The following is a 23,667-nucleotide window of genomic DNA, read 5'->3' as shown; positions in this document are numbered from 1 at the left end:
CGTTACATCATATGTATATCCTTTTTTATGACTCACTTTTTTTCTTTTTTTCTCTAGAAATTGTCCATTTTGTTAGTAGAATTCTTCGAATAACGGCGATATTTTGAAACAATCTAACACCGAATGCAAACATTCCGACTAAATACAAGTCTACACCAAGATGGACGCCCAGAAAAGCTAAACTTATTGCGAGTATAATATTAAAGAAGAAACCTGATACAAACACTAGTTCATCGTATGCCCCTTGCAGATGTGCTCTGATTCCACCAATCAATGTATCAAGCGCAGCAAGTACAGCGAGGGAAAGATAGTTAGAATACTCATTCGGTATCGTAAAATTCGTTAAGAAACCGATCGCAACTCCTATGATTAAACCAAGTACAGGAAGCCACATTAAGATTTTCCCTCCTTTACATCGTCAAGAGGCTTCAATTCATTTAATTGAATTGTACCGTCAAATGCTTTTAAATGAATTTTTTTCTTCGGCCGTCTAATACTCAAACTGAAATTTTCCTGAGCAAACAAATCACCAATATCTGATACATTTAAACGGCTGTATAATTTATCGGCCTGCTCGCTGACCATCTTAATCGTGACTGTATCACCATCTATGCTGTAACCATCCATTTTCGTCGTACCATTAATATCTCGAATAACACTGGTGTTAATCACCCGGTGTTCATTAATGGAAATATGTTTTGCCCCAAACATATTGGCTTCGTTGATTAATTTTTTCAGAAGATCAGGTGGTATATTTTTGACTTCTTCTCCAGTAAGTTCCTTAGAAAAAAGCTGAGTAATTTCTATTTCAACTCCTTCACCCGTTACCTCTGTAAAACCAGCCTTTTCTTTCAAATCCTTCAACGTTTTTGTTAATTGTGCTTCTTTGGATTGATCTTCTTGGTTGCCATACTTTTTTAGCATTTCATCATATTTATCAATTTCTTTCAATAAATCCAGTTCCTTACTTTTAGATGCAGATAAATCCTCTCTTAATTCCCAAACGTCTCGAGTATCGCGAACTTTAGGCTTTTGTAGAGAGTTAAACTGGATCGAGACCATGATGCCAAATATGACCATCAGGACTGTCAAACTAAGTAATGGCTTCTTTTTCCTCAACACCACTCACCTTTTCACAATTAATCTTTGTTTCTTAGAAGAGGATTCATACGAATATCCTTCTTTTCAATCGTCATGGAAATATGATCACTTGTCAGCTGATCAACCACCCCGCCTGCAATGTTTAATGCAGGAATTAAAACAGCTGGATCTCCAATAGCAGAAATGACAAATGGTGCTGGATGTTGAACACCATCAACCGTGACGACTGGACCGTTACAATGTATGTATGATTGGTGTGTGATTCTTTGTCCGTTTATAGCTACAGCAGATGCCCCTGATATAAATAGTTCGTTTATCACATGGAAAATGTGGCTCTCATGCACAATGTAATTATTGACATTTTGTCCACTCGGGATATAAGATGCATCTTCAAGAGATACTTTTACCCCTTTCCCTTTTACACCTATTTCTCCTGTAAACATTCTGTATTTCTCAACATCTTCCAAAACATTAAAATACTGCTCTTTTTCATTTTTCAAACCAAACTCTGTTGCTTGAACCTTTGATTGAAGACGATAAAGTTCTTTTTCAAGTTTTTGATTCGCCTTTTCTTGCTTTGTTAGCTGACTTTTCAAAGAATATTCTTTTTTCCATTGTTCTGTTCGATTGACATCTGCTCGATGCTGCTTCGTATATTGGTATGAAAAAGAAATCAGAAATCCAAGAACAAGCATTACAATTGAGAATATGACGGTTTTGCCTCTCAACGTTCATCTTCCTTTTTCTTAGATTTAAAAGCTTCAAAATACGTAGCTACTTCCATATGAATCGTACCTTTCTCAGAGGACGAAAGCTCTTTGACAATGGCAGGGTACGTCGTCATTTTATCTGCGAATGTTTTAATTGATGCAATAACGGTGTTTCCATCATTCATATAAAATTTAACGAGCCACTGATTGGAGCTAGTCGGTACGTAATATACTTCTGAGATTAGTTCCTGAATAGAAGCCGGCAGTTGATTTAGAGCTTTCACTGTTTGCTTCAATTTCTCTTTATTGTCCCAATCGACAAAAATAGGTCCTGCGTGACTTGGTGTTACTTCATCTGGCAAAGCCGTCCCGTTTTCAAGAAGCTCATAATAAAAATGTCCCTTTTGTAGATACGCAATATTTGCATACTCTTTGACAGCAATACTGACCTTATTAGGGAAATGTTTTTTGATATTGACACTTTTAATCAATTTATTTTGCTTTATATGGTCTGCTGTCATATCTTTATTTAAATTCCAAAACTCTGTCTCGCCTTCTTTAATTTGCGAAAGTTTAACGAGCTGTTTTGTTGGTACATGTTCATTACCGGTAATGGTTAAAGAAGAAATTTTACTGATTGGTGTTTGCAAATAGACAATAATTAAAACCATGATAAAAAACAGCAAAATAAAAGAGATTAATCTCCGATTCGCTTTCTGCTTCCTTTGTTCTTTAATTTTAGGGATTCGCTCTTCTATATTGACGATCTTTTCATTTTCATGATCAGGCCGCATATATACTCTTCACCTCATTCAAAGCTGCTTGTCCGCACCTTTGGATCATTCTTTATCTCATATTGATTAGAAAACAAACGGCATGAAAAAATGCCGTTTGTTTTCCTGTGATACCATCATTCATAAGTAGTAGCCTTTAATTTGCTTCACCAATAATTTCTACTTCTGTATGCATTTCTACATTGTAGTCATCTTTGATTTTCTTTTGAATGTACTGAATTAAGTCGAGCACATCTTGAGCCTTCGCCCCACCAGCGTTGACAATAAAGTTTCCGTGCATATCAGAAATTCTAGCGCCGCCAATCTGATATCCTTTTAAATTCGCCTTTTCTACAAGCTGTCCTGCATATTCAGGTAATGGATTTCGGAAAATACTGCCGGCGCATGGTTTATTATACGGTTGTGTTTCCTTGCGATAATCTTTATTTTGCTGCATTTTCTTTGTGATTTTCTCACGTTCGTCCTGTTTAAGCTTGAAAACTGCTTCTAGAACAATTCCAGGGCGTTCCTTTTGAAGCACAGAAGTTCGATAGCTGAAGTTCATTTGCTCATTAGTTAACCACTCGATCGTTCCATCTTCAAATAAGACTCTCGCTTTCACAAGAATCTTGCTAATGTCAGATCCATGTGCCCCTGCGTTCATATAAACAGCGCCACCAATAGAACCTGGAATACCAGCTGCGAATTCCAATCCTGACAGCCCCTGCTTACTAAGAGACGTCGCGAGTCTTACAACTGAATAGCCTCCGCCAACTGTAATCTCTTCATCATTGACAGTTAAGTGATCAAGCCCAGCACCCAGCTTTAAAACGACGCCGCGAATTCCTTTATCAAGAACAAGTAAATTGGACCCTCTCCCAATGACCGTCCATTGAGTATCATGTTTTTTCACCTGATCCATAATTGTTTTGACAGCATCGACATCTTTAGGGATGACTAATAGATCGGCCGGTCCGCCTATTTTCATTGTCGTATGATTTGCAAGCGGTTCGTTTTCAAGTACTTTACCAACTTGCGCTTCTAATAATTCATTCTTCAAGTTCTCCATATTACCCTCCGCCTTACCTCATATCATTCATCATGAAGTCGTAATTTCTTTTAACACATTATATAAACGTGTGGCCGCATCTGGTACTCCGAGTTCTTTTGTTAAACGGCTCATTTGATGTAGTTTCTCGTCATTACCAGCAATTTCATCAATTGCATGAAGCAAGCGATCTCCAGAAAGCTCTGATTCTCTTAAAACGATCGCAGCATCATGTTTTTCAAGTGATCTTGCGTTAATTTCCTGATGATTTGCGGTCACGTATGGACTCGGAATGAAGATGGTCGGAATTCCAAGTGCCGTCACTTCAGCAATCGTTGTGGCTCCCGCTCTTGCAACAATGACATCAATTGATTTTAAATACTCCGGCATTTGATGCAAGAAAGGCTTTGTGATCATATTCGGCGCTTCACCTTTTTCTTTTAATTCGTTCAGCACTTTTTCATAATGAACCTCACCTGTAATATATAAAAGCTGATAGTTCTTTGCCTTTAATTCATCTTGCATGTCAATCACTGCTTTATTGATTGGAGCTGCACCTCTGCTCCCGCCAAAAATGAGAACCGTTTTTTTCTTCTCATCCAGCCCGAACTCTTTAAGAGATTTTCCCTCTTTAATAGAGACGACTTCAGAGGCTCTTGGGTTTCCCGTAAAAACAACCTTTTCTGAAGGAAAGTGTTCCTTTGCTTCTTCAAAACAGATGGCTACTTTATTCACATATCGTGCCAGAAACTTATTTGTGATGCCTGGCAGGCTATTTTGTTCGTGAATGATCGTCGGGATTTTTAGCTTAGACGCAGCATAAACAACAGGACCACACACATAACCACCTGTTCCAATAACTGCATCCGGCTTAAATTCTTTTAAATAAGATTTACTTTTTTGGACGCCCTTTAGAAACCTCATCACTGTTTTTACATTATCAAAGGAAAGCTTTCTTTTAAAACCTGAAATTTCAATTGATTTAAATGGGATATTTTCTCTTTCTACAATTTTCTTTTCAAGCCCGTTCTCAGTGCCAATATATAAAAATTCCACATCAGGATGCAGTCTTTTCACTTCTTTAATAAAAGCTAGAGCAGGATAAATATGCCCGCCTGTTCCGCCTCCACTAATAACTATACGCATTATACCATTTCCCCTCAATTTTTTTCTGCTCTGAACAAAGTATAAACCCTGTTTTAAACAACAGGGCTCCGTCAAAACCTGTAAAGAAGAGTCAATCATCATGTTTTCGAAACAGAAACTGCCATTTTCACTCTTCAAATCATTTTTTCATACTTTTGCAAAATAAAAGTCTATATGGTTTCATGAACTATCAGCACATTAATATCTAGCATACCTGCTTACATTCAAAAGTACGCCAATTGCCATCAGCATTAATGTCAGTGATGAACCGCCATAACTTAAGAATGGGAGTGTGATGCCCGTCACAGGGATGAGGCCAGTGACAACTGCGATATTAATCATTACTTGAATGGCAACCATTGAGATGATGCCCACTGCCAAGAAACTTCCATATAAATCTGGTGCCCCGAGGGCTATTCTAATGCCTCTCCACAATAGAACACTAAAGAGCAGCAAAATGAGTGATCCACCTATAAATCCAAGTTCTTCAGACAATATAGCAAAGATAAAGTCTGTTTGAGGCTCAGGCAAATAGAAGAATTTTTGTCTACTTTGACCTAGCCCCATTCCAAACAGGCCGCCTGGACCGACAGCGTATAACGATTGAATAATTTGAAACCCGCTGCCAAGTGGATCCTCCCAAGGATTTAAATAAGATGTAATTCGTTTTATTCGATAGGGTGCTGATAAGACAAGTGCGGCAAATCCGCTAAGCCCTAAAAGACCGAGAAAGATAAAGTGAGCGATTCTCGCACCTGAAACAAATATCATAATAATACAGGTTCCAACCATAACCGTTCCTGTACCTAGGTCCGGCTGCAGCATAATGATGGCAAATGCAGAAAACACAATGCCTAGTGCTGGGGCGAAACCTTTACGAAAGGATGTGATATTCTTTTGTTTTTCAGATAAGAATTTTGCAAGAAACGCAATCATCGCAAGCTTCATAAATTCAGAGGGCTGAATACTAAACGCACCGACACCAATCCAGCTTCTTGAACCATTTCTCTCCATACCGATACCAGGAATCAAGACAAGCACGAGGAGGAGAAAACACACTGCAATCAGTATCTTTGACCAAGTCCGCCACGTCCAATAATCGACCCGCATAATGAAAAACATTGCGATAACTCCGATTCCGGCAAACAAAAGCTGTCTTTTTGCAAAATAAAACGAATCATCAAATTTATACGATGCCCACACAGCACTTGCGCTGTACACCATAATTAAACCAATCGTCAATAAAAGTAACGTAATGACAACAAGCAAAAAATCCGGAGAAGTTTTCTTATTCGTCAAGAGACCGACACCCCAAGCATAATTTCATTTGGGCTGTCAGTCATATGAGAGACAAGCCCTTATTTAAGCATATGCACGGCGTTTACAAACATGTCTCCACGTTCTTCAAATGTTTTATGCTGATCCCAACTTGCACAAGCCGGAGACAATAAAATCACGTCTTCTTCTTCAGATATGCTAAACGCCGCAGGTACTGCTTGTTCAACATTATCGACATGTTTTACGTGATGTATTCCCAGTTCTTCACCAAGCTTCACAAACTTAGGCGCAGTCTCACCAAATGTAATCATTCCTTTTACATTCTTCATAAAAGGTTTTAATTCATCAAATTCATTGCCACGATCCAGTCCACCTGCTAGTAAAATGGTCGGCTGCTTGAAGGCAGACAAAGCTTTACTTGTTGCCAGTATATTGGTCGCTTTACTGTCATTATAAAATTTTCTATTTTGAATCGTCTCCACAAATTGCAAACGATGCTTCACTCCACTAAATGTAGTAAGAACTTGTGCAATCGCTTCGTTTGAGCAGCCTGCATTTTTTACAACACAAATAGCTGCTAGAATATTTTCTTGGTTATGCTCACCAGGAAGAACAACATCCTTTAGGTCAATGACATGTTCATTCATATAGTAGATGGCACCATCTTTAATAAACGCTCCATGTGCTACCGGCTCTTTAACTGAGAAAAACACTTTTTGCGCTTTCGAATCTTCTGCTAGTTTGACAACAGATGGATCATCTAGGTTAACCACAGCTATGTCATCTTCCAGTTGATGTGCATACACTTTCTGTTTTGCTTTTTCGTATTCTTCACGCGTGTGATGATAGTCTAAATGTGCGTCAAAAATATTTAATATTAAGCTGATTTTAGGTCTGAATTCAACGGTTCCCATTAACTGAAATGAAGAGAGCTCAGTTACGATCCATTCATCGCCCGCTGCACGCGCGGCAACTTCACTTGCGACCGTTCCGATATTACCTGCTACCAATGTTTTTTGGCTGTCTTTTTTCAACATTTCATAAATCAAAGTAGTCGTGGTCGTTTTTCCATTTGATCCGGTAATCCCAATAAAAGGAGATGAGGTCAAATGATACGCCAATTCTATTTCAGTCCAAACTGGAATTTTTCGGCGAAGCGCCTCTTGGACCATCACATTCTCATAAGGAATTCCAGGGTTCTTAATTAAAATCGTAATTTCTTTATCGTCGAACACACGAAGAGGATGACTGCCACAAATGACATCAATCCCCTTTTCAGAAAGTAACTGAGCAGGCTCGTTTTCTTCAAAAGCTTTTTGGTCATTGACCGTCACGTTTATTCCGTGCTCGTGAAGAATTGAGGCTGCCGCATATCCGCTTTTTGCAAGGCCTAGTACTAGTACATGTTCGTCTTTTAACATTTGCATCCTATTCAATTATAACCACACCTCGATGTAAATTCCTAAAACAGCAAGCAATAAACCAGCTGTCCAGAAGGTGACAACTACTCTCCACTCAGACCAGCCAACTAACTCATAGTGGTGGTGAAGCGGGCTCATCTTAAAGATTCTTTTTCCAGTTGTTTTGAAGGAGATGACTTGAAGGATAACGGATAACGTTTCAACAACAAATACTCCTCCAATAATGACGAGTAAAATCTCAAGTTTCGTTAAAATGGCAATGGCCACTATGGCACCGCCTAAAGCAAGCGATCCCGTATCACCCATAAATACTTTTGCAGGATGCGCATTAAAGACAAGGAACCCAAGGACAGCGCCTGCTACTGCTACCGAAAAGATCGCAACATCATACTGAGATTGATTCCAAGCCAATATAGCAAAAGCTCCGAATGCAATAGCAGCTGTTCCAGATAATAAACCATCAAGTCCATCCGTAAGGTTTACCGCATTAGAACCACCGACAAGCATGAAAACGACGAGGATAAAGTATGCCCATCCTAAGTCAAAGCTGACATCTGTTCCTGGAATGCGAATAGTCGTTGCAAACTCATAATAATGGAAGACTGCATAGAAAATCACAGCAATCACAATTTGCCCGATCAGTTTTTGTTTCGATGTTAAGCCAAGATTTCGCTTCATCGCTACTTTAATATAATCATCTAAAAATCCTAATAATCCGTAGCCAAGGGTGACAAATAACAATAAAAACATTTCTGGACTAATCTCAGAGAATTTGTTAATCATCACGATCGTTGTAATTGTAATAGAAAAGATAATCATAATTCCACCCATTGTTGGGGTACCAGATTTCTTTTGGTGAGACTGAGGTCCTTCTTCTCTAATACTTTGACCAAATTTAAGTCTTCTTAAAAACGGAATAAAAATCGGGGATAAAAGAACACTGATTAAAAATCCCATTATGATTGTAAACAATATCACCTGTTCAAGCATTGTTCTTTACTCCTTCCGAATTTCCAAAGCCGTTTTCCATTAGAAAATAGCATTCATTATTATGATATTCATTCGTGTCTTTCGTATGTTGTTTTTGTACAAAATGCTTCATTTCATTACACTCTTTTCATCATTTTTAAGATTTGTTTAGATCTAAAATAGCGTCCGCTGCCACCTTGGCATCATCAAAGTCATAGACTTGATCACCAATGATTTGGTACGTCTCATGCCCTTTTCCAGCTATTAAGACTGTATCGCCCTTTTTTGCATTGGCAATGGCAAAAAAGATGGCCTGTTTCCGGTTCACAAAGCTGTGATAATAGGCGTTTGGCACGCCATTTTCCATGTCTTTCAAAATGGCTGATGGATCTTCACTTCTTGGATTATCTGATGTAAAAACAGGCTCATCTGCATATTTCACAGCGATTTGGGCCATCTGAGGGCGCTTGGTTTTATCACGGTCGCCCCCGCAGCCAACTACACAGAAAATTCTACCTTCTGTTAATTCTCTGCACGTAGTCAGTACATTTTCTAAACTGTCAGGTGTGTGTGCATAATCAACGATGACTGGGAAGTCTTGATCAAAATTCACAAGTTCGAATCTTCCTTTGACTCCCTCAAGTTCTTCAATGGCACTAACGATCGTTTCAAACGTTAAGCCTGATACAATTCCTACTGATACAGCTGCTAGAATGTTATACACATTGAATTTTCCAATAAGGGCAACCGTCACGTTTTTTGTGCCGATTGGGGTAATCAAATCAAATTGTGTTCCCTTTGGTTTGATTTGAATGTTCTTTGCCATTACATCTGCTTCTTGCTCTAAGCCATACGTCATAATTTCAGCAGCTGTGACTTTTTCAAAATAACTAGACGCTTCATCATCTGCATTTAAAATGGCATGCTTCGGCTTATCGTGCTGAAAGGCACTTCCGAGCTGGGAAAAGAGCAAGCTTTTTGCATGTTTATATTCTTCCATTGTGTTGTGGTAGTCCAAATGATCTTGGGTAAGATTTGTAAAGACGGCAATATCATAATCACATCCATGAACACGCCCAAGATGCAAAGCATGTGATGATACTTCCATAATGGCCGTATCTACGTCTTGATCAAGCATCTGCTTAAAGGTCTTCTGAAGGGTGACACTCTCAGGTGTTGTGTTTTTCACTTCGAGAATTTCATCGTTTACCTTCATATACATCGTACCGATTAAACCTGTTTTTTTATCGGCTTTTCTCATGATTTGCTCAATCATGTGTGTTGTGGACGTTTTCCCGTTCGTTCCTGTAATACCAATTAGATTGAGTTGATGAGTTGGCTGTTCGTAAAAAGCATCTGCTATTCTTGCAAGTGCTCTTTGAGAGTGTTTTACAATAATGACTGGTACATCTGTTATGTGAAGTGGGTGTTCTGCTACAATCGCTGCAGCCCCGCTTTTCACTGCTTTTTCAGCGTAATCATGTCCATCTACTGTATAGCCTTTTATACAGACAAAAAGACTCCCTTTTTTCACTTCTCTTGAATCCATTTCAATGGAAGTAATCTCCGGATTTTCGTTTATCAGTTCATTGTTTTCACTTTTAAAGTATGTAAGGAGTTCTTGTAATTTCATTTCATATCAAACCTCTCAAATTCGTTCACGTGCATGTCTTGTGAAAAAAACACACAGTCTATATTTTATCGTAAAAAAAAGGATACATCCAGCGTATTCCTTAAGTTTCTCTTGGAAAAAGCACACTTTATGCTCTTTTTTTAAAGCGACCCTTATGTTTCAACAAAAAGAGGCAGCCGAATGAGTGCGGCTACCCTCTGTTCATTCTTTATTATTCATCATTTAAGTATAATCGGATCGTGGAACCTTCTTTGACCTTTGTGCCGGCAGCAGGCGATTGCTTCACCACTTTACTGCCAGTTCCTGAAGCATCAATCTTTAGATTAATCAGGAGTGATTCAAGGTCAGAAACAGATCCTCCTACAAGATTCGGTACCTCAATGGTTTTTGTGTCCAGCCATTGATACTTCTTTTCAATTTGTCCTTTTCTTTTTTTCACGCCCATTTCAGGCAGACTGTCTCGCATAATATGGCCCACAATAGGTGCTGCTACTGTCCCACCAAATTGAATCGTGCCTTTTGGGTTATCTACTGCTACATATACAACAATGCTTGGATCATCCGCAGGTGCAAACCCGATAAATGACACAATGTGGTTATTTTCCATGTACTTTCCGTCTTTTACTTTCTGTGCTGTTCCTGTTTTTCCGCCCACCCGATATCCTTCAACGAATGCATTCCGACCAGTTCCTTGAGCGACTACACTTTCAAGGGCATACCTGATTTCTTTAGACGTCTCCGCTGAAATGACTTTCTTCTTGGCAATTGGTGATTGCTTTTTCACTACCTCTTTTGTAATTGGATCGATCCATTCTTTTGCAATATACGGCGTGTAAAGCGTTCCTCCATTTACTGCGGCTGCCACTGCAGCTACTTGTTGAATCGGCGTAACAGATACACCTTGACCAAATGCTGTTGTTGCCTGTTCTACAGGACCAACACGATCAAGCGGGAACAAAATTCCTCTACCTTCTCCTTGAAGGTCGATTCCTGTCTTTTGACCAAAGCCGAAATTTTTAATATAAGAAAATAGTTTATCTTTTCCAAGACGGTCGCCTAGCTCGACAAATCCTGGGTTACAAGAGTTTTGTACCACTTCTAGAAACGACTGTGATCCATGTCCTCCCTTTTTCCAGCATCTGAGCCTTGCGCCATCCACTGTCACAGATCCGCTGTCAAAAAAATGATCACGTTTTAAATTTACTTTATTTTCTTCCAGGGCAGCTGCCAGTGTAATGATTTTAAACGTCGATCCTGGCTCATATGTGCTCCACACCGGTAAGTTTCGGTTAAATACTTTTGAATCAACTGATTGATAGTCAGCCGGATCAAAGTCAGGTCTGCTCGACATTCCCAGAACCTCACCATTTTTCGGATTCATGGCAATGGCAATCATGCCATCTGGGTTATATTTTGCCTGAGCATTGTCTAGTTCTCGTTCGATGATGGTTTGTACTTTTGAATCAACGGTTAATTTCATATCAAGCCCATCTTTAGGCGGTGTATAATCATCTGCTTCATCTGGCATTTTCTGCCCTTTTGCATCAGAATAAAATTTCACAGAGCCTTTTTCACCTTTTAGGTCATCATCATAGTACGCTTCTAGCCCAAGTAAGCCTTGATTATCAATTCCAGCAAAACCTAATACATGAGATAAGAAACTTCCAAACGGGTAATGTCTGATGCTGTCCTCTGCTACATAGACTCCATCTAAATCAAGCTCTCTGACTTCTTTTGCTTTTTCATGAGATACTTTTCTCCCCTCTGGGGAAATTCGTTCTATAGACGTTTTCTTGGTGACATGCTTGTACGCTTTCTCCTCAGACATATTCAGCACTGCTGCTAATTTTTTGCTTGTTTCTGCTGGGTCTTTCACCTGCCGTGGCACGACTAAAATAGAGGGAGCACTTTTGTTCGTCGCCAGCTCCACCCCATTTCGATCCAAAATATCTCCTCGTTCTGGTTCAAATGGGAGGTTACGGCTCCATGAATCTTTCGCTAAACTTGTCAGCTTCTCGCCCATAATAAACTGCACATATCCTAATCTAGTATCTATGATGAAAAAAATGATCACCCCAAACAGCAGCACGAAAAGCAATCGTTTTCTCACTGTTACACTTGACACTCGCACGCCCGGTTCACTCCTTACATATGGCTTGTTTTCATCATATGCAGGCTCGTCTTTTTATAGAACGATCTCGTCCATCGCTCAAGCAAAAGAAAAAAACCTAGCAAATGATTTGCTAGGTTTTCAAGTTAATTTGGACTTTTGAAGGTCACTGTGACGACTTTATCTGAAATCTCCGCTCCACTTTTCACGCTTTGTTTGACAGCATATCCCTGTCCATTTGTTTCAATATGCACACCTGAAATAGACGCATATTGAAGAACTTCCCTTCTGGACCAGCCTGTCATATCAGGCATTTTAATGGTTTTCCCTGCTGTTTTCAAAAAGACTTTCTGGCTTTCAGAGAATTCAGAGCCCGCATTTGGCCATTGGCGTTTAATGGATAGACCGTCACCAATGACAACAGGTGATAACTTTTTGTTTTTTGCTTCTGTTTCTGCCTGTTTCACTTCTAAATCTAGGAATGATGGCATTGTTTCTTGTTTTATTTTCTGTTTGCCAGATTTTTTATCGTCTGTTTTTGTTGGTGCGATATTTAAATAAAGCAAACTATTTTTCATCACAGGGTTAAAGATTTCTGAAACAGGGGCAGAGCCTGTTTGTGTTTCAGATAGCTGAGGCTGTTGGACAGCCACATAAACGAGTAGCTTCGGATCATCTTTTGGTGCCATTCCCATAAATGAAAAGACGTAATCGTTTCTCCCTTGAAGGTAGCCGCCAGCACCGCCAATTTGTCCTGTGCCCGTTTTCCCAGCGACATCAAAACCTTTGATTTGATATGGCTGTCCTGTGCCAATTTTTGAGGAAACGACCTCACCTAAAATGTCACGGACTTGCTTCGCTGTATCAGAAGAAATTGGTTTTCCTGCCACTGTTGGTTCGTGCTGTAAAATTGTTTTGTTTGTGTTCGGGTCTGTAATATGATCGATTACATATGGCTTCATCATCGTTCCACCGTTTGCAATGGCTGTCGCCGCTTCAATTTGCTGAATTGGGGTAATCGCGGACGCCTGACCATAAGCAGTCGATGCTTTGTCATATTCGTATCTGAAATTGATTTTACTAGACGCTTCGTTCGGCAAATCTATGCCTGTTTTGTCATAGAAATGGAATTTTTGTAAGTATTGTTCGTAGCGTGTGAAACCTAGCTTTTCTTTTGCCAGTTTCGCAAAAGCTACGTTTGAAGAACGTAGAACACCTTCATGAAAATCAATTTTCCCCCAGCCATTTCCGTTGTTATGGTCTCTTACAAGACCGCCGCCTACTTTATAAGTACCAGACTGATACTTGTCACTGCCTTGGTACACTCCTTCTTGGATAGCAGCAGCGAGTGTAAAAATTTTCATCGTTGAACCTGGTTCAAATGCGTAAGAAATGACATCGTTGTTATAGTTCGTAATGTCGAGTTCATTTAAATTAAAGCTTGGCCGCTGTCCCATTGCAAGAACTCTTCCAGTTTTCGGATCAACGACTGTCGCAATGATTTTCTTCGGCTTATATTTTTTAGCGACCTGCGTCATACTTTCTTCAAGAAATGCTTGAATTTTTTGGTCGATGGTCAGCGTGACGTTTTTCCCGTCTTTCGGGGCAACGATGTCTTCTTTACTATTCGGAAGTGCCCATCCGCTTCTGTCGCTGTTATATGTTACATAGCCATCTTTTTCTTTCAGATATTTATTCAGAGCCTTTTCTAGACCCATTGCGCCTGACATGTCCTTCGTTGCTTCATCTAATCTAGCATAACCGATTAAGTTCGAAGCAAACATGCCGTTTGGATAATACCTCTTTGTATCTTTTTCAAAGGCGATCCCAGGAAGTTTTAGCTTTTCAATTTTTTCCTTTGTTGAAAAACTAATATCCTTTCCGGCTTTACCAAACTCGACTTGGAATGCATCCTTTGTATTCAGACGCTTTAAAATTTCACTCTCACTCATATCAATGACCTTTGACAGCTCTTTTGCTGTTTTTTCTTTGTCAACGACATGCATCGGATGCTTTAGATCGACCGTCATTTTCTTGCTCATGATTGCAATCAGCTTATACACAGATGTATCTTCCGCAATCACATTTCCGTTTCTGTCTAAAATGGACCCTCTTTTGGCTTCAAGTGTTTTTTTCGATTGATATTGTTCATTGGCTTTTGCAGCTAACACTTGTCCATCGACGGTTCCCGTAATCTGAATATAAATAAAACGTGCAAGGATGATAAAGAAAAACAGGGCGAAGCAAATACTCGCAATTGCCGCGCCTCTGTTCATCATTTTATTCTTTTTAGGCATCGCCATGTTAATCGACCTTCTTAACATCTTTCGATATGCTTAAGCCCGCTTTTTTAGCGGCTTCAATGATTCTCTCTGGTTCACTTAGTAAGTCTTTTTCCTTTTGCAGTTCAGTGATCTTTTTCGATTCTAAAGACACTTGCTGTTCTAGCTTCTGCACTTCGATATTTGCGTGATAAACAGCAAAGGCTTTCGAAATGATGAGGATCGAGCTGCACATGAGAGCCATGACAAACATGACAAGTAAGATTTTTTCACCAAGTGTAATAGAACCTCTTCTTCTAATCACAACCGATTGACCTTGCTGCTCGGTTTGATGTTGCTTTACTTCTCTTTGGTAAGCCAAATTACTCATAAGAAACCTCCTTTTTATCATCATCTATGGTGTCGTTTACTTTTTTTCTGCAATTCGGAGCTTCGCTGAACGGGCACGGTTGTTATATTCCAGCTCTTGTTCTGATGCAACGATTGGTTTTCTCGTGATCAGCTTCAGTTTTGGTTCAAGTCCTTCTGGAATCACTGGTAGTCCGTGCGGAAGTTCTGGAAGAGAAGACATTTCTTTAAATGTACTTTTACAGATCCGATCTTCAAGTGAATGGAATGTAATGACAGAAATTCTCCCCTTCGGATTGAGTAACTCTATTGCTTGTTCTAGTGCTTCTTCAAATACTTTCAATTCGTCATTTACGGCAATTCGGATCGCTTGAAACACTCTTTTCGCTGGATGTCCGCCTTTTCGTCTTGCAGGTGCGGGAATTCCTTCTTTAATAATGTCGACAAGCTCACCTGTTGTTTCAATTGGCGCTTTTTTTCTAGCTTCTTCAATTTTGCGTGCGATTTGCTTGCTGAATTTTTCTTCCCCATATTTGTAGAAAATCCGAACTAGATCTTCAAATGGCCATTCATTCACCACTTGTTTTGCTGACAAAGCAGCGGTTTGATCCATTCGCATGTCAAGAGGTGCATCATGGTGATAACTAAAGCCTCTCTCTGGTGTGTCAAGCTGAGGTGATGAAACCCCAAGATCAAAAATCACACCGTCTACGCTTGTAATTCCTTGTTCATTCAGACGTTCTTTTAAATATCGGAAGTTGCTTTTTATGAAAAGAATGTTCGCTTTAACATGTGCGAGCTTCTCTCGTGCATGATCCAGTGCAGCATCGTCTTGATCAAACCCAATCAATGTACCTTTTTCTGATAATTGAGATAGTAAATATGAGCTATGACCTGCGCCGCCTAGCGTGCAGTCCACATATGTACCGTCTTCTTTGACGTTTAAACCGTCAACTGTTTCTTTTAATAATACTGTCTCATGTTGAAACATGATGATATGGTCCCACCTTTTTCAAATAGAAATGAATGTGTAGAAAGCTTGCTGCACAAGGGATTATTATATATCAAATCCAATCATGTTTTCAGCAATTTCAGCAAAAGAATCTTCTTGCTCTTCTGTATATTGTTCCCAGATCGACTTACTCCACAACTCAATTCGATTTGAAACGCCGATGACCACACATTCTTTTTCGAGTTTTGCATATTGGAGTAGGTTGGATGCGATGTTAATGCGCCCCTGCTTGTCCAGATCACATTCAACTGCGCCGGAGAAGAAGAACCGGGTAAACGCACGTGCATCTTTTTTCGTTAGCGGCAGTGCTTTGAGTTTCTCTTCAATTAGTTTCCACTCACTCATAGGGTAGCCAAATAAACATTGATCAAGCCCTCTCGTCAGCACAAACTGTTCTCCGAGACCGTCTCTAAATTTAGCAGGGATGATCATGCGCCCTTTTGTATCAATCGTATGTTGGTATTCACCCATGAACATGATATCAGAGCCCCACTTTCTCACCCATACTCTCCACTATCCACCACATCTCTCCACAAAACTTATTTTACACTGTTTCTACATAAAAAAAAACCCTGAACTAGTCAGGGTTCATTAAAACTTTATTTCAAAGTTTGACAATTTGTTGCTTGTTTTGAAATGAAAATGGCAGATTTTTGAACGTTTTGAAGAATTCTGGACCATATTTGTTTAAAAAGTACATGATATTCCAAATTCTTTCTTGTGGTGCTTCGAGTGGTTTTAAACTATTTTCAATCCGTTCAAAATCTCGAAGGATGTATCCTTCCTTCTCTTCCACACGCTTTGCAACCTTTTGATAAACAAATTGAAGCTGGTCTTCTATAAATTTGGCATTTTTATCTAATAGCTGTTCAAAGCTTGGTTCGATCTCTAGCGCTTCTTGTCTCATTGCCTCGTGAACATTCGCTAATTCACGTTTGGCATGTTGAACTGATTGAACGAAGCTGTCTGGAAGACTTTGCTGAAAGTGCGCATCCTTCTTTTCTTTCACGCCTTTTGTCAGCACCTCTTCAACCGACAATTCTCTTATTGGCAGCTTCTTATCAATATGCCTTTCAAGAATGGTGACGTGCAGTCTTGGAAGAACGGGTGCCATTTTGACATCGAAGTACTCGAAGATGCCTTTCAGCTCACCCCAATAGTTCACTTCACCGTGTCCAGCCATAAAAGCAAGCGTTGGAAGAAGGGCTTCCTGCATCAATGGACGGGTCACCACATTATTGCTAAACCGCTCTGGGTGCTCCTCGACTTCCTGCAAAAGCTCATCTTTTGTCCAAGTAAGCCCCACTTCAGATATAGAAAATTGGCCATTCTCTTGTTCAATGAGGAAACGTTCATCATCATATTCGTAAAACAAGTTGGCTTGATGGTCACCAGCTTCAATAATCGGCTGATACCCCGCTTGTTTCATGGCAGCCTGCGTGTTATTTAAGCGAGCCACGATCGCATCACTCGACTCCACAATTTGCTTGAATAACGTACGTTCAAGTGGCTTCACGCCGAAGTCTCCTGAATTCAATAACAGGAGTCCATCTTCTTCAAATAGATCGCAAACAATCCACTCAAAGAAATCAGTAAACGTTTCTGATTTGCGTAAACATCGAAGAAGCTGATCAAACAAGTCATTGGTGTAAGCAGATTCCTCATAGGTTGAAAATACATCACGAAGCCATCTCTCTGTTTTCTCTTGGTGAAGAGGTGTTCTTTTCGCAGCTGTTTTTTTCACATGATGTAATGGAAGCTTTTGTTTGACTGGGCCTTTTTCGCCAGACGTGTACACAAAGTTAATTTCGTCTACGTCGTGATCTTCACCCGCTACCCAAAAGACCGGAATAACAGGAACGCCAAGCTCTGATTCTTTTTCTTTGGCAAACTGAATAATGGAAATGATTTTATGTATGGTATAAAGCGGACCTGCCAGTAAGCCTGCCTGCTGTCCTCCAACCACCATGACGCTCCGTTCATCACGGATCTTCTCAATATTCTCACGCATCGCAGCCGAATCAAATTTTGCATGATATGCGCTCATATAATCCGCTAAAGCCTCGCGCGGGAAGCTCCTTTCCATGAGATCGTCGTATCTCTTTTTCCATGTGTGCTCAGAATGTATATCATAATCAAAAAAAGCAGTCATCTCTTTTTTTTCTTCTATATAATCACGTATGAATAAATTCTGACTTCGGATGGAAAGTTCAGTCAATTGCATGTTTAGAACTTCCTTTCTTCAATAAATAGTTAGTTTCCCGAAAAAAGTATAGCATGTAAATGAGCTCACTCAAAAGATTTTGTTTGCTTTTTTTCCAATACTTCCAAGCTTCTATTCAAGAAAGTGAGGAATGGCGGCGTCATCCCTTGACCTTGAGCTTTTTTTAAAAGGTAGCCAATGATTGCTTTTCTTTCAGTTTGGCGGCCTTTGACGATATCTTGCAGCATCGACGATTGATTGGCAGCCGTTTGATGGCAAATTGATTCCACATGAGCCCATAGACGATCTTTCTCAGGCAACCCTAGAATGGAAACCGCTTCTTCAAATGCACATGTCATCATATGTTCATATGACGGGTTCGATACCAATTCCCCATTATTCACATGTAATAAAGCCGTCAACGGATTAATACACACATTGACGAGCAGTTTTTCCTCCAGTACTTTCTTCCATTCATCTGTATAAACCATTTGAAAATCGCCCGTTGACAGTTCACTACTCATAGGTCCTTTTTCCTCATGCAGAAATGCTCCCCACTTGATGACACCCATTCCTGTATGGTTTACTGCGCGATCAGACACCTTCATTGCGCCATGCTCTACTACACCAATATATAACTGATGTGCCGTTTTCCAGTTCTTTAAATCGAATAAGTGGGCCATTCCGTTCTGCAAAAATAAGATCCGCTGACGAGGCAGTCCTGATAATTCACTTAGAACATCTTGCAGGTGATGATACTTCACTGTCACAATCAGCAAATCAAATATTCCTTTGACTCCCGTATCGGCCCCAACAGCTGATTGAATGGTTTCCCCTCTTACCATTCGTTCGATTCCTAATGCTCGAATTTCTTCTGCCTGCTGTTTTCTTCTTGTAAAGACGGTAATGTCATGATGCTCTGATAAATAACTAGCACAAAGCAGACCAATCGCACCACCGCCAATGATTCCAATTTTCAATTGCCGCACTTCCCTTTTTCTGTTTACTTCATGTTATCAACTATTTTACCAGTTTCGTGCTACGATGCAAAAAGCAGATAACGCGCTATGATTGAATTTTTTTAATTAAAAAACTATAATAATAAGTGTAAAAACTTTTTTAGGCGGATGGGATGAAAACGCCTTCAATGACATCACTGTCGACATTATGTGTGTAAGGGGGAAGATCACATGACACAAGTAAAACGTCTTCTGATTAACTACAAAACATTAGAGGAATTTAAACAATTTAAGGAATATGGCATACAAGAACTTTCCATGCTTGAAGACCTAGAAAGTAATATGATTGAAAATGACAGCAACTCTCCATTTTATGGGATTTACTTTGGAGATAAGCTTGTGGCACGTATGAGCCTCTATCAAGTAGATGGCTCGACGACGACGTATTTTGACCATAATCATGATTATCTAGAGCTGTGGAAGCTAGAAGTGCTGCCAGGATATCAGCGTAAAGGATACGGCGAAGCACTTGTTGATTTCGCAAAATCTTTCGGCCTTCCAATTCGAACGAATCCACGCGTCAAATCTGCCGGTTTTTGGGATAAAATGGGCTTTGAAGCGGTGAAATATGATATGGAACGCGATAAAGGAGAAAACCCACTCATTTGGGAGCCTGCACATATTCAAAAGAACACAGGTGAGTCCGCTTAATCATTTTAATCAATAAGAAAACGCCCCTCTTTCCATCTGTGAGGGGCGTTTTCTTATTTTGCGTAATCTTTTAAGCTGATATTCTGTTTGACTCTTTCAACAATACCAATAAGTGCCCGGTAATCTTCTTCTGTCATTTTTAATTGACGTTTCAGCTGTTCATTTTCTTCGGTGAGTGATTTTAATTGATGCTGTGCATCTTTAAGCTCCTCCCGTAAATAAGCTGGACCAGATGGTTCTTTCTCAAGCTGCTCTAGAAACCGAATTACTTCTCGAAGCGTCAGTTCAGTCTGATCAGAAGATGCCTTCTCCTCTATGGTGAACGCATGCTGCGGTAAACCCGAAGAATGGATACCAATTTTTTTACGCAGTTCTTTTCGCTGTTTTTTGGCAAGCTCAATGCCCGCCTGGTACTGCTTTCTGACGTAAGAATTCCACCTGAATCCACATGCTGCTGCTGTTCTTGACAATGCTTTTCCAACCTCTTCAAATGCTGAAAGCTGGGTACCGCCATCTCGGATATGCCTTAAGACAACTTCTGCTAAAAGTAAATCTTCATCTTGTGTCCATGCGTCCTGCCGTGTAATCGTCAACTCATCATCCCCCCTGAATCTGAATACCACATCATATGCGCTTACTAGAGTAGATAGACTATTTGCAGGAGAGAAACCTAAAAAATAGATCAATAAAAAAACGCAAGGGAAGATTCCCTCACGTTTTTTTATCAAGCATTAGTTGCTTTTTACGTCTTTGCCTTTGTATGTTCCGCAAGATTTGCAGACACGATGAGAAATTTTCATTTCACCGCATTCTGGGCAAGCTACCATACCAGGTACTTGTAGTTTGAAATGCGTACGACGCAATCTTTTTTTCATTTTAGAAGTTCTTCTAAAAGGTACAGCCATTATTCCCACCTCCTTAAAGAGTTAAGATTCATTATTTTCTTCTAAGAGCTTCTTCAAGCCTTCCAGACGAGGATCAATTCGGTTTTGATGTGCATCTTCCGAAATGACCGCCCAGTCATTCCCTTCCTGTGGTGCAGCACCTTTTACGTCAGCTTGGTCGCAAAAGATTTGCATGGGCACTTCAAGAAGAATTTCTTCCTTGACTATAGGCGTTAAGTCGATGATATCGTCTTCTACAACAGATACGTCTTCATCTTCTATATCGTCTGTCTTATGAAGTACAAATAGTTCTTTTGTTGAAATCGCAAATGGATAATTTACATCAACAAGCGTTCTTGAACAAGGCAATGTCATTTCACCTGTGATGGTTAAATCAAATGCGACTTGCTTTGATTCGATCACTCCAGTCCCTTTCACCTCTACTGGTGAAATACGACGTATATCTGAATGAAGGCTAGTAAGTTCATTTAAGTCAACCGTCTCATGAAAATCGAAGCTGTTTTTAGCTTTTTGATGTAACTGATAAACTGTCCATTTCAATTGTATCACCTCTAAGAGCAACAAACATGATTATAGCTTTCATCATGCTATTTGTCAATATTTTTTCTTTACAGTCCTTCATGACGTCAAAGGGCTGTTTGACATCAGTTCTCGGAATGCCTAAACTGAAAAAAATGGTCTTCATTTTTCCCTTATGCTACTGTAGCACAGACCATTTAACCATAGCAAGAAAGGCGGAACATCTATTGAAAGCAGTGGGAGTCGTTGTCGAGTACAATCCATTTCATTATGGGCATGCCTATCATGTGAATCAGGCGAAAAAACAAACCTCCTCAGATGTTGCCATTGCCGTCATGAGCGGTTCTTTCCTCCAGCGCGGGGAGCCTGCCATCGTCTCAAAATGGGCACGCACAAAAATGGCACTGCAAAACGGCGTAGACATTGTGTGTGAGCTTCCATACATATATGCCGTACAAAAGGCAGAAACCTTCGCCAATGGCGCTGTGTCCATCCTTGATGCATTAAAATGCCATTCTCTTTTTTTCGGCAGTGAGGATGGAGAGATCAACGCATTTGAGCGCACAGCACACGCTTGGCATGAAAAAAAGGCAGAGATTGATCTTTTAACAAAAGAAAAGGTGAAAGAAGGCCTTAGTTATCCCGCCGCCGCAGCAGGTGCGTTTCAAGAGGCCATTCATTCTGAACACTTACTGGATTTGTCCAAACCAAATAACATTTTAGGCTTTCATTATGTTAAAGCCATCTTAGAGAGAGCTCCTCACATGCAGCCTTTTACGTCTCAAAGAATTGCATCTGATTATCATGATGAAGAACTGCCTGACAACCAAAAAATCGCAAGCGCCACAAGTATCCGAAAAGCATTAAAAGAACAGAGCTCATTTCAAGCAGTCACGCCCTACCTCCCGGACGCTACTTTAAAGCAATTACACGACTATCATTCTTCATATGGTCTTTTACATACGCAAGAAGCCTATTTTCGCTTTCTGAAACATGTTTTTCATACAATGGATACGAGTGAACTAGAGGGCATCTATGAAATTGAAGAAGGCATTGAACACCGCATGCAAAAAGCCATGACACATGCGTCTTCCTACGAGGAGTATCTATCACTTGTCAAAACAAAACGATATACGTGGACAAGGTTACAGCGGATGAATACGCATCTATTAATGAACGTGAAGAAAAAGACGATGCACGAGCTGCTTGAAGAGAAAAAAGCGCCCTATATTCGTTTACTTGGAATGACAAGGAAAGGACAACAGTACTTGTCTCTTGTAAAAAAAGAGTTGGATGTACCACTTGTGAGTAAACTGTCTTCCTTTTCACATCCCGCCCTTGATCTTGATATTCGCGCTTCAAGGGTGTTCAGCCTTCCCATCTGTGAACCCATGCAAACAGAGTTAACAAAAGCAGAGTTTAAAACATCACCGATTCGATATGATGAAGAGAGCGGACTCTTTTCATCTCGATAGAAAAAAGCAGCCTGCAAGTCAGGCTGCTCTTTTTTATGATGCTTTCTCTTTTAATTTGTTTAAATAGTTTAGTGCGTCCTGCATGGTATCCACAGGAACGATTTTCATATCACTTTTAATATCTTTTGCTGTTTTGACTGCATTTTTGTAGTCAGAGTTTGGGTCACCTTTATCATTCGGTGCAAAGAAGATGTCTTTCCCTGCTTTGTCTGCTGCAACAACCTTTTGATCAATTCCACCAATCGGTCCGACTGTACCATCTGCATCAATCGTTCCAGTTCCTGCGATCGCATAGCCGTGTGTTTCATCTTCTTTTGTCAGCTGATTGTAAATTTCAAGTGACATCATTAAACCAGCTGATGGACCGCCGATGTTTTCAATATCCACTTTCACAGAAGGAGACACTTTCACATGACGGTCTGTAAATAATGATACGCCAATTCCCACTCGTTTTGGCTCTTCTTTAAATGGTTTTAACGTCACGTTCTGCGTGATTTCTTTGCCATTACGTTCAAGTACAAAACGGACAGTCGTGCCTGCTTTTTTACTGCTGATATACGAAACCATTTTATCTGCTGACTCGTATGTATGGCCGTCGACACTTTTGATCTTATCACCAACTTCAATCTTCCCATATGCAGGCATTCCTTTCATCACATAGCTCGCATATACCCCATTAAACGTATAATCTACTTTTTTTCCCGCTTTTGTATAAGCGGCAATCATCGCATTTTCTTGAGAACTTTTCATGAGCTGCAGCTGCCGTTTCATATAATCCTCATCAGACTCTCCGTCCGCTTTAATATTTTCTTCTGGAACGATTTCGTCATACTTGTTCATTTTTGCAAGCAAATACGTATATGGATTGGCTGGACCTACTTTAATGGTCATAAGAGAAAAGCTCCCCTTCTCGCCATATCCTCCGTCTACTTGAATGTGTGGCGCAATTTCTGTTGCATCACCTGGCTTTGTGACGTAATAGGGCAGTTTCACAAAAGTTAAGCCAAATAAGACTAGAACAACAGCAAAAAAGCTGAGCCAGCGAATATTTAATTTTTTCATTC

23 protein-coding genes are annotated in these 23,667 nt (G+C 40.0%); 2 read left to right on the top strand and 21 right to left on the bottom strand.

The features are described 5' to 3' along the window. Positions 1 to 25: 25 nt before the first annotated feature. The 17 genes from ES896_RS12055 to ES896_RS11970 all read right to left on the bottom strand — a co-directional run bounded on the left by ES896_RS12055 (position 26) and on the right by ES896_RS11970 (position 19,014). Positions 26 to 394: a small basic family protein gene (locus ES896_RS12055; RefSeq protein ID WP_003210988.1), complete on the bottom strand. Its 369-nt coding sequence runs from the start codon at positions 392 to 394 to the stop codon at positions 26 to 28. Beyond that, the gene (locus ES896_RS12050) at positions 394 to 1,119 is read right to left on the bottom strand and encodes a DUF881 domain-containing protein (RefSeq protein WP_046527248.1); all 726 of its coding nucleotides are present in this window, start codon (positions 1,117 to 1,119) and stop codon (positions 394 to 396) included. Before ES896_RS12050 ends, ES896_RS12055 begins: the two co-directional genes overlap by 1 nt. Before the next feature lie 20 nt (positions 1,120 to 1,139). After that, on the bottom strand, positions 1,140 to 1,829 hold the full coding sequence (locus tag ES896_RS12045) for a DUF881 domain-containing protein (RefSeq protein ID WP_046527247.1): 690 nt from the start codon (positions 1,827 to 1,829) through the stop codon (positions 1,140 to 1,142). Then, the gene (locus ES896_RS12040) at positions 1,826 to 2,605 is read right to left on the bottom strand and encodes a cell division protein FtsQ/DivIB (protein WP_046527246.1); all 780 of its coding nucleotides are present in this window, start codon (positions 2,603 to 2,605) and stop codon (positions 1,826 to 1,828) included. The genes ES896_RS12045 and ES896_RS12040 overlap by 4 nt, the downstream gene beginning before the upstream one ends. A gap of 136 nt (positions 2,606 to 2,741) precedes the next feature. Beyond that, positions 2,742 to 3,653: a UDP-N-acetylmuramate dehydrogenase gene (gene murB / locus ES896_RS12035; RefSeq protein ID WP_007499764.1), complete on the bottom strand. Its 912-nt coding sequence runs from the start codon at positions 3,651 to 3,653 to the stop codon at positions 2,742 to 2,744. A 30-nt stretch (positions 3,654 to 3,683) separates the two neighbouring features. Beyond that, complete coding sequence (gene murG / locus ES896_RS12030) at positions 3,684 to 4,778, bottom strand: undecaprenyldiphospho-muramoylpentapeptide beta-N-acetylglucosaminyltransferase (RefSeq protein ID WP_008344982.1); 1,095 nt, start codon at positions 4,776 to 4,778, stop codon at positions 3,684 to 3,686. A 198-nt stretch (positions 4,779 to 4,976) separates the two neighbouring features. Then, positions 4,977 to 6,077, bottom strand: a complete 1,101-nt coding sequence (spoVE, locus tag ES896_RS12025) for a stage V sporulation protein E (RefSeq protein ID WP_007499768.1) — start codon at positions 6,075 to 6,077, stop codon at positions 4,977 to 4,979. Positions 6,078 to 6,136: 59 nt separating this feature from the next. Further along, a complete protein-coding gene (murD, locus tag ES896_RS12020; RefSeq protein WP_370648319.1) occupies positions 6,137 to 7,483 on the bottom strand; it encodes a UDP-N-acetylmuramoyl-L-alanine--D-glutamate ligase in 1,347 nt (448 codons plus the stop codon). A 9-nt stretch (positions 7,484 to 7,492) separates the two neighbouring features. Beyond that, complete coding sequence (gene mraY, locus ES896_RS12015; RefSeq protein WP_007499771.1) at positions 7,493 to 8,467, bottom strand: phospho-N-acetylmuramoyl-pentapeptide-transferase; 975 nt, start codon at positions 8,465 to 8,467, stop codon at positions 7,493 to 7,495. Between the two features lie 136 nt (positions 8,468 to 8,603). Next, entirely contained in the window at positions 8,604 to 10,079 is a 1,476-nt protein-coding gene (locus ES896_RS12010; RefSeq protein WP_007499773.1) for a UDP-N-acetylmuramoyl-L-alanyl-D-glutamate--2,6-diaminopimelate ligase, read from the bottom strand. A 211-nt stretch (positions 10,080 to 10,290) separates the two neighbouring features. Then, positions 10,291 to 12,210: a stage V sporulation protein D gene (locus ES896_RS12005; RefSeq protein ID WP_017359366.1), complete on the bottom strand. Its 1,920-nt coding sequence runs from the start codon at positions 12,208 to 12,210 to the stop codon at positions 10,291 to 10,293. 125 nt (positions 12,211 to 12,335) lie between these two features. Further along, complete coding sequence (locus ES896_RS11995) at positions 12,336 to 14,486, bottom strand: penicillin-binding protein (protein WP_035392642.1); 2,151 nt, start codon at positions 14,484 to 14,486, stop codon at positions 12,336 to 12,338. A 7-nt stretch (positions 14,487 to 14,493) separates the two neighbouring features. Continuing rightward, positions 14,494 to 14,841, bottom strand: coding sequence for a cell division protein FtsL (ftsL, locus tag ES896_RS11990; RefSeq protein WP_008344998.1), 348 nt, complete (start codon positions 14,839 to 14,841; stop codon positions 14,494 to 14,496). Between the two features lie 36 nt (positions 14,842 to 14,877). Further along, the gene (gene rsmH / locus ES896_RS11985; protein ID WP_007499781.1) at positions 14,878 to 15,810 is read right to left on the bottom strand and encodes a 16S rRNA (cytosine(1402)-N(4))-methyltransferase RsmH; all 933 of its coding nucleotides are present in this window, start codon (positions 15,808 to 15,810) and stop codon (positions 14,878 to 14,880) included. Between the two features lie 66 nt (positions 15,811 to 15,876). Further along, positions 15,877 to 16,308, bottom strand: coding sequence for a division/cell wall cluster transcriptional repressor MraZ (gene mraZ, locus ES896_RS11980; protein WP_003211163.1), 432 nt, complete (start codon positions 16,306 to 16,308; stop codon positions 15,877 to 15,879). Between the two features lie 127 nt (positions 16,309 to 16,435). Continuing rightward, entirely contained in the window at positions 16,436 to 18,055 is a 1,620-nt protein-coding gene (bshC, locus tag ES896_RS11975; RefSeq protein ID WP_135226831.1) for a bacillithiol biosynthesis cysteine-adding enzyme BshC, read from the bottom strand. Between the two features lie 65 nt (positions 18,056 to 18,120). Further along, complete coding sequence (locus ES896_RS11970) at positions 18,121 to 19,014, bottom strand: 2-dehydropantoate 2-reductase (protein WP_048002856.1); 894 nt, start codon at positions 19,012 to 19,014, stop codon at positions 18,121 to 18,123. 210 nt (positions 19,015 to 19,224) lie between these two features. Between ES896_RS11970 and ES896_RS11965 the strand changes: the two genes are divergently transcribed. Beyond that, complete coding sequence (locus tag ES896_RS11965) at positions 19,225 to 19,704, top strand: N-acetyltransferase (protein WP_007499784.1); 480 nt, start codon at positions 19,225 to 19,227, stop codon at positions 19,702 to 19,704. Positions 19,705 to 19,757: 53 nt separating this feature from the next. Here the strand turns inward: ES896_RS11965 and gerR are convergent, their stop codons facing one another. The 3 genes from gerR to ES896_RS11950 form a co-directional block, all read right to left on the bottom strand. After that, the gene (gene gerR / locus ES896_RS11960) at positions 19,758 to 20,297 is read right to left on the bottom strand and encodes a sporulation-specific transcriptional regulator GerR (RefSeq protein ID WP_017359370.1); all 540 of its coding nucleotides are present in this window, start codon (positions 20,295 to 20,297) and stop codon (positions 19,758 to 19,760) included. A gap of 138 nt (positions 20,298 to 20,435) precedes the next feature. After that, a complete protein-coding gene (gene rpmF / locus ES896_RS11955) occupies positions 20,436 to 20,609 on the bottom strand; it encodes a 50S ribosomal protein L32 (RefSeq protein WP_008354700.1) in 174 nt (57 codons plus the stop codon). A 21-nt stretch (positions 20,610 to 20,630) separates the two neighbouring features. Further along, positions 20,631 to 21,149, bottom strand: coding sequence for a YceD family protein (locus ES896_RS11950; RefSeq protein ID WP_008345010.1), 519 nt, complete (start codon positions 21,147 to 21,149; stop codon positions 20,631 to 20,633). A gap of 206 nt (positions 21,150 to 21,355) precedes the next feature. On the opposite strand from ES896_RS11950, the gene ES896_RS11945 reads away from it, so the two are divergent. Beyond that, entirely contained in the window at positions 21,356 to 22,603 is a 1,248-nt protein-coding gene (locus tag ES896_RS11945; protein ID WP_369126728.1) for a nucleotidyltransferase, read from the top strand. A 33-nt stretch (positions 22,604 to 22,636) separates the two neighbouring features. Here ES896_RS11945 and ES896_RS11940 read toward each other — a convergent pair whose 3' ends face one another. Beyond that, positions 22,637 to 23,665, bottom strand: a complete 1,029-nt coding sequence (locus ES896_RS11940; RefSeq protein WP_017359372.1) for a SepM family pheromone-processing serine protease — start codon at positions 23,663 to 23,665, stop codon at positions 22,637 to 22,639. Positions 23,666 to 23,667: the final 2 nt, after the last annotated feature.

The organism is Bacillus sp. 005/A4HT-01/001 (assembly GCF_004634445.1).
GTDB classification, from domain to species: Bacteria; Bacillota; Bacilli; order Bacillales; family Bacillaceae; genus Bacillus; species Bacillus altitudinis.
The sequence above is the reverse complement of the archived record's forward strand: the minus strand, read 5'-3'. Positions and strand labels throughout refer to the sequence as shown.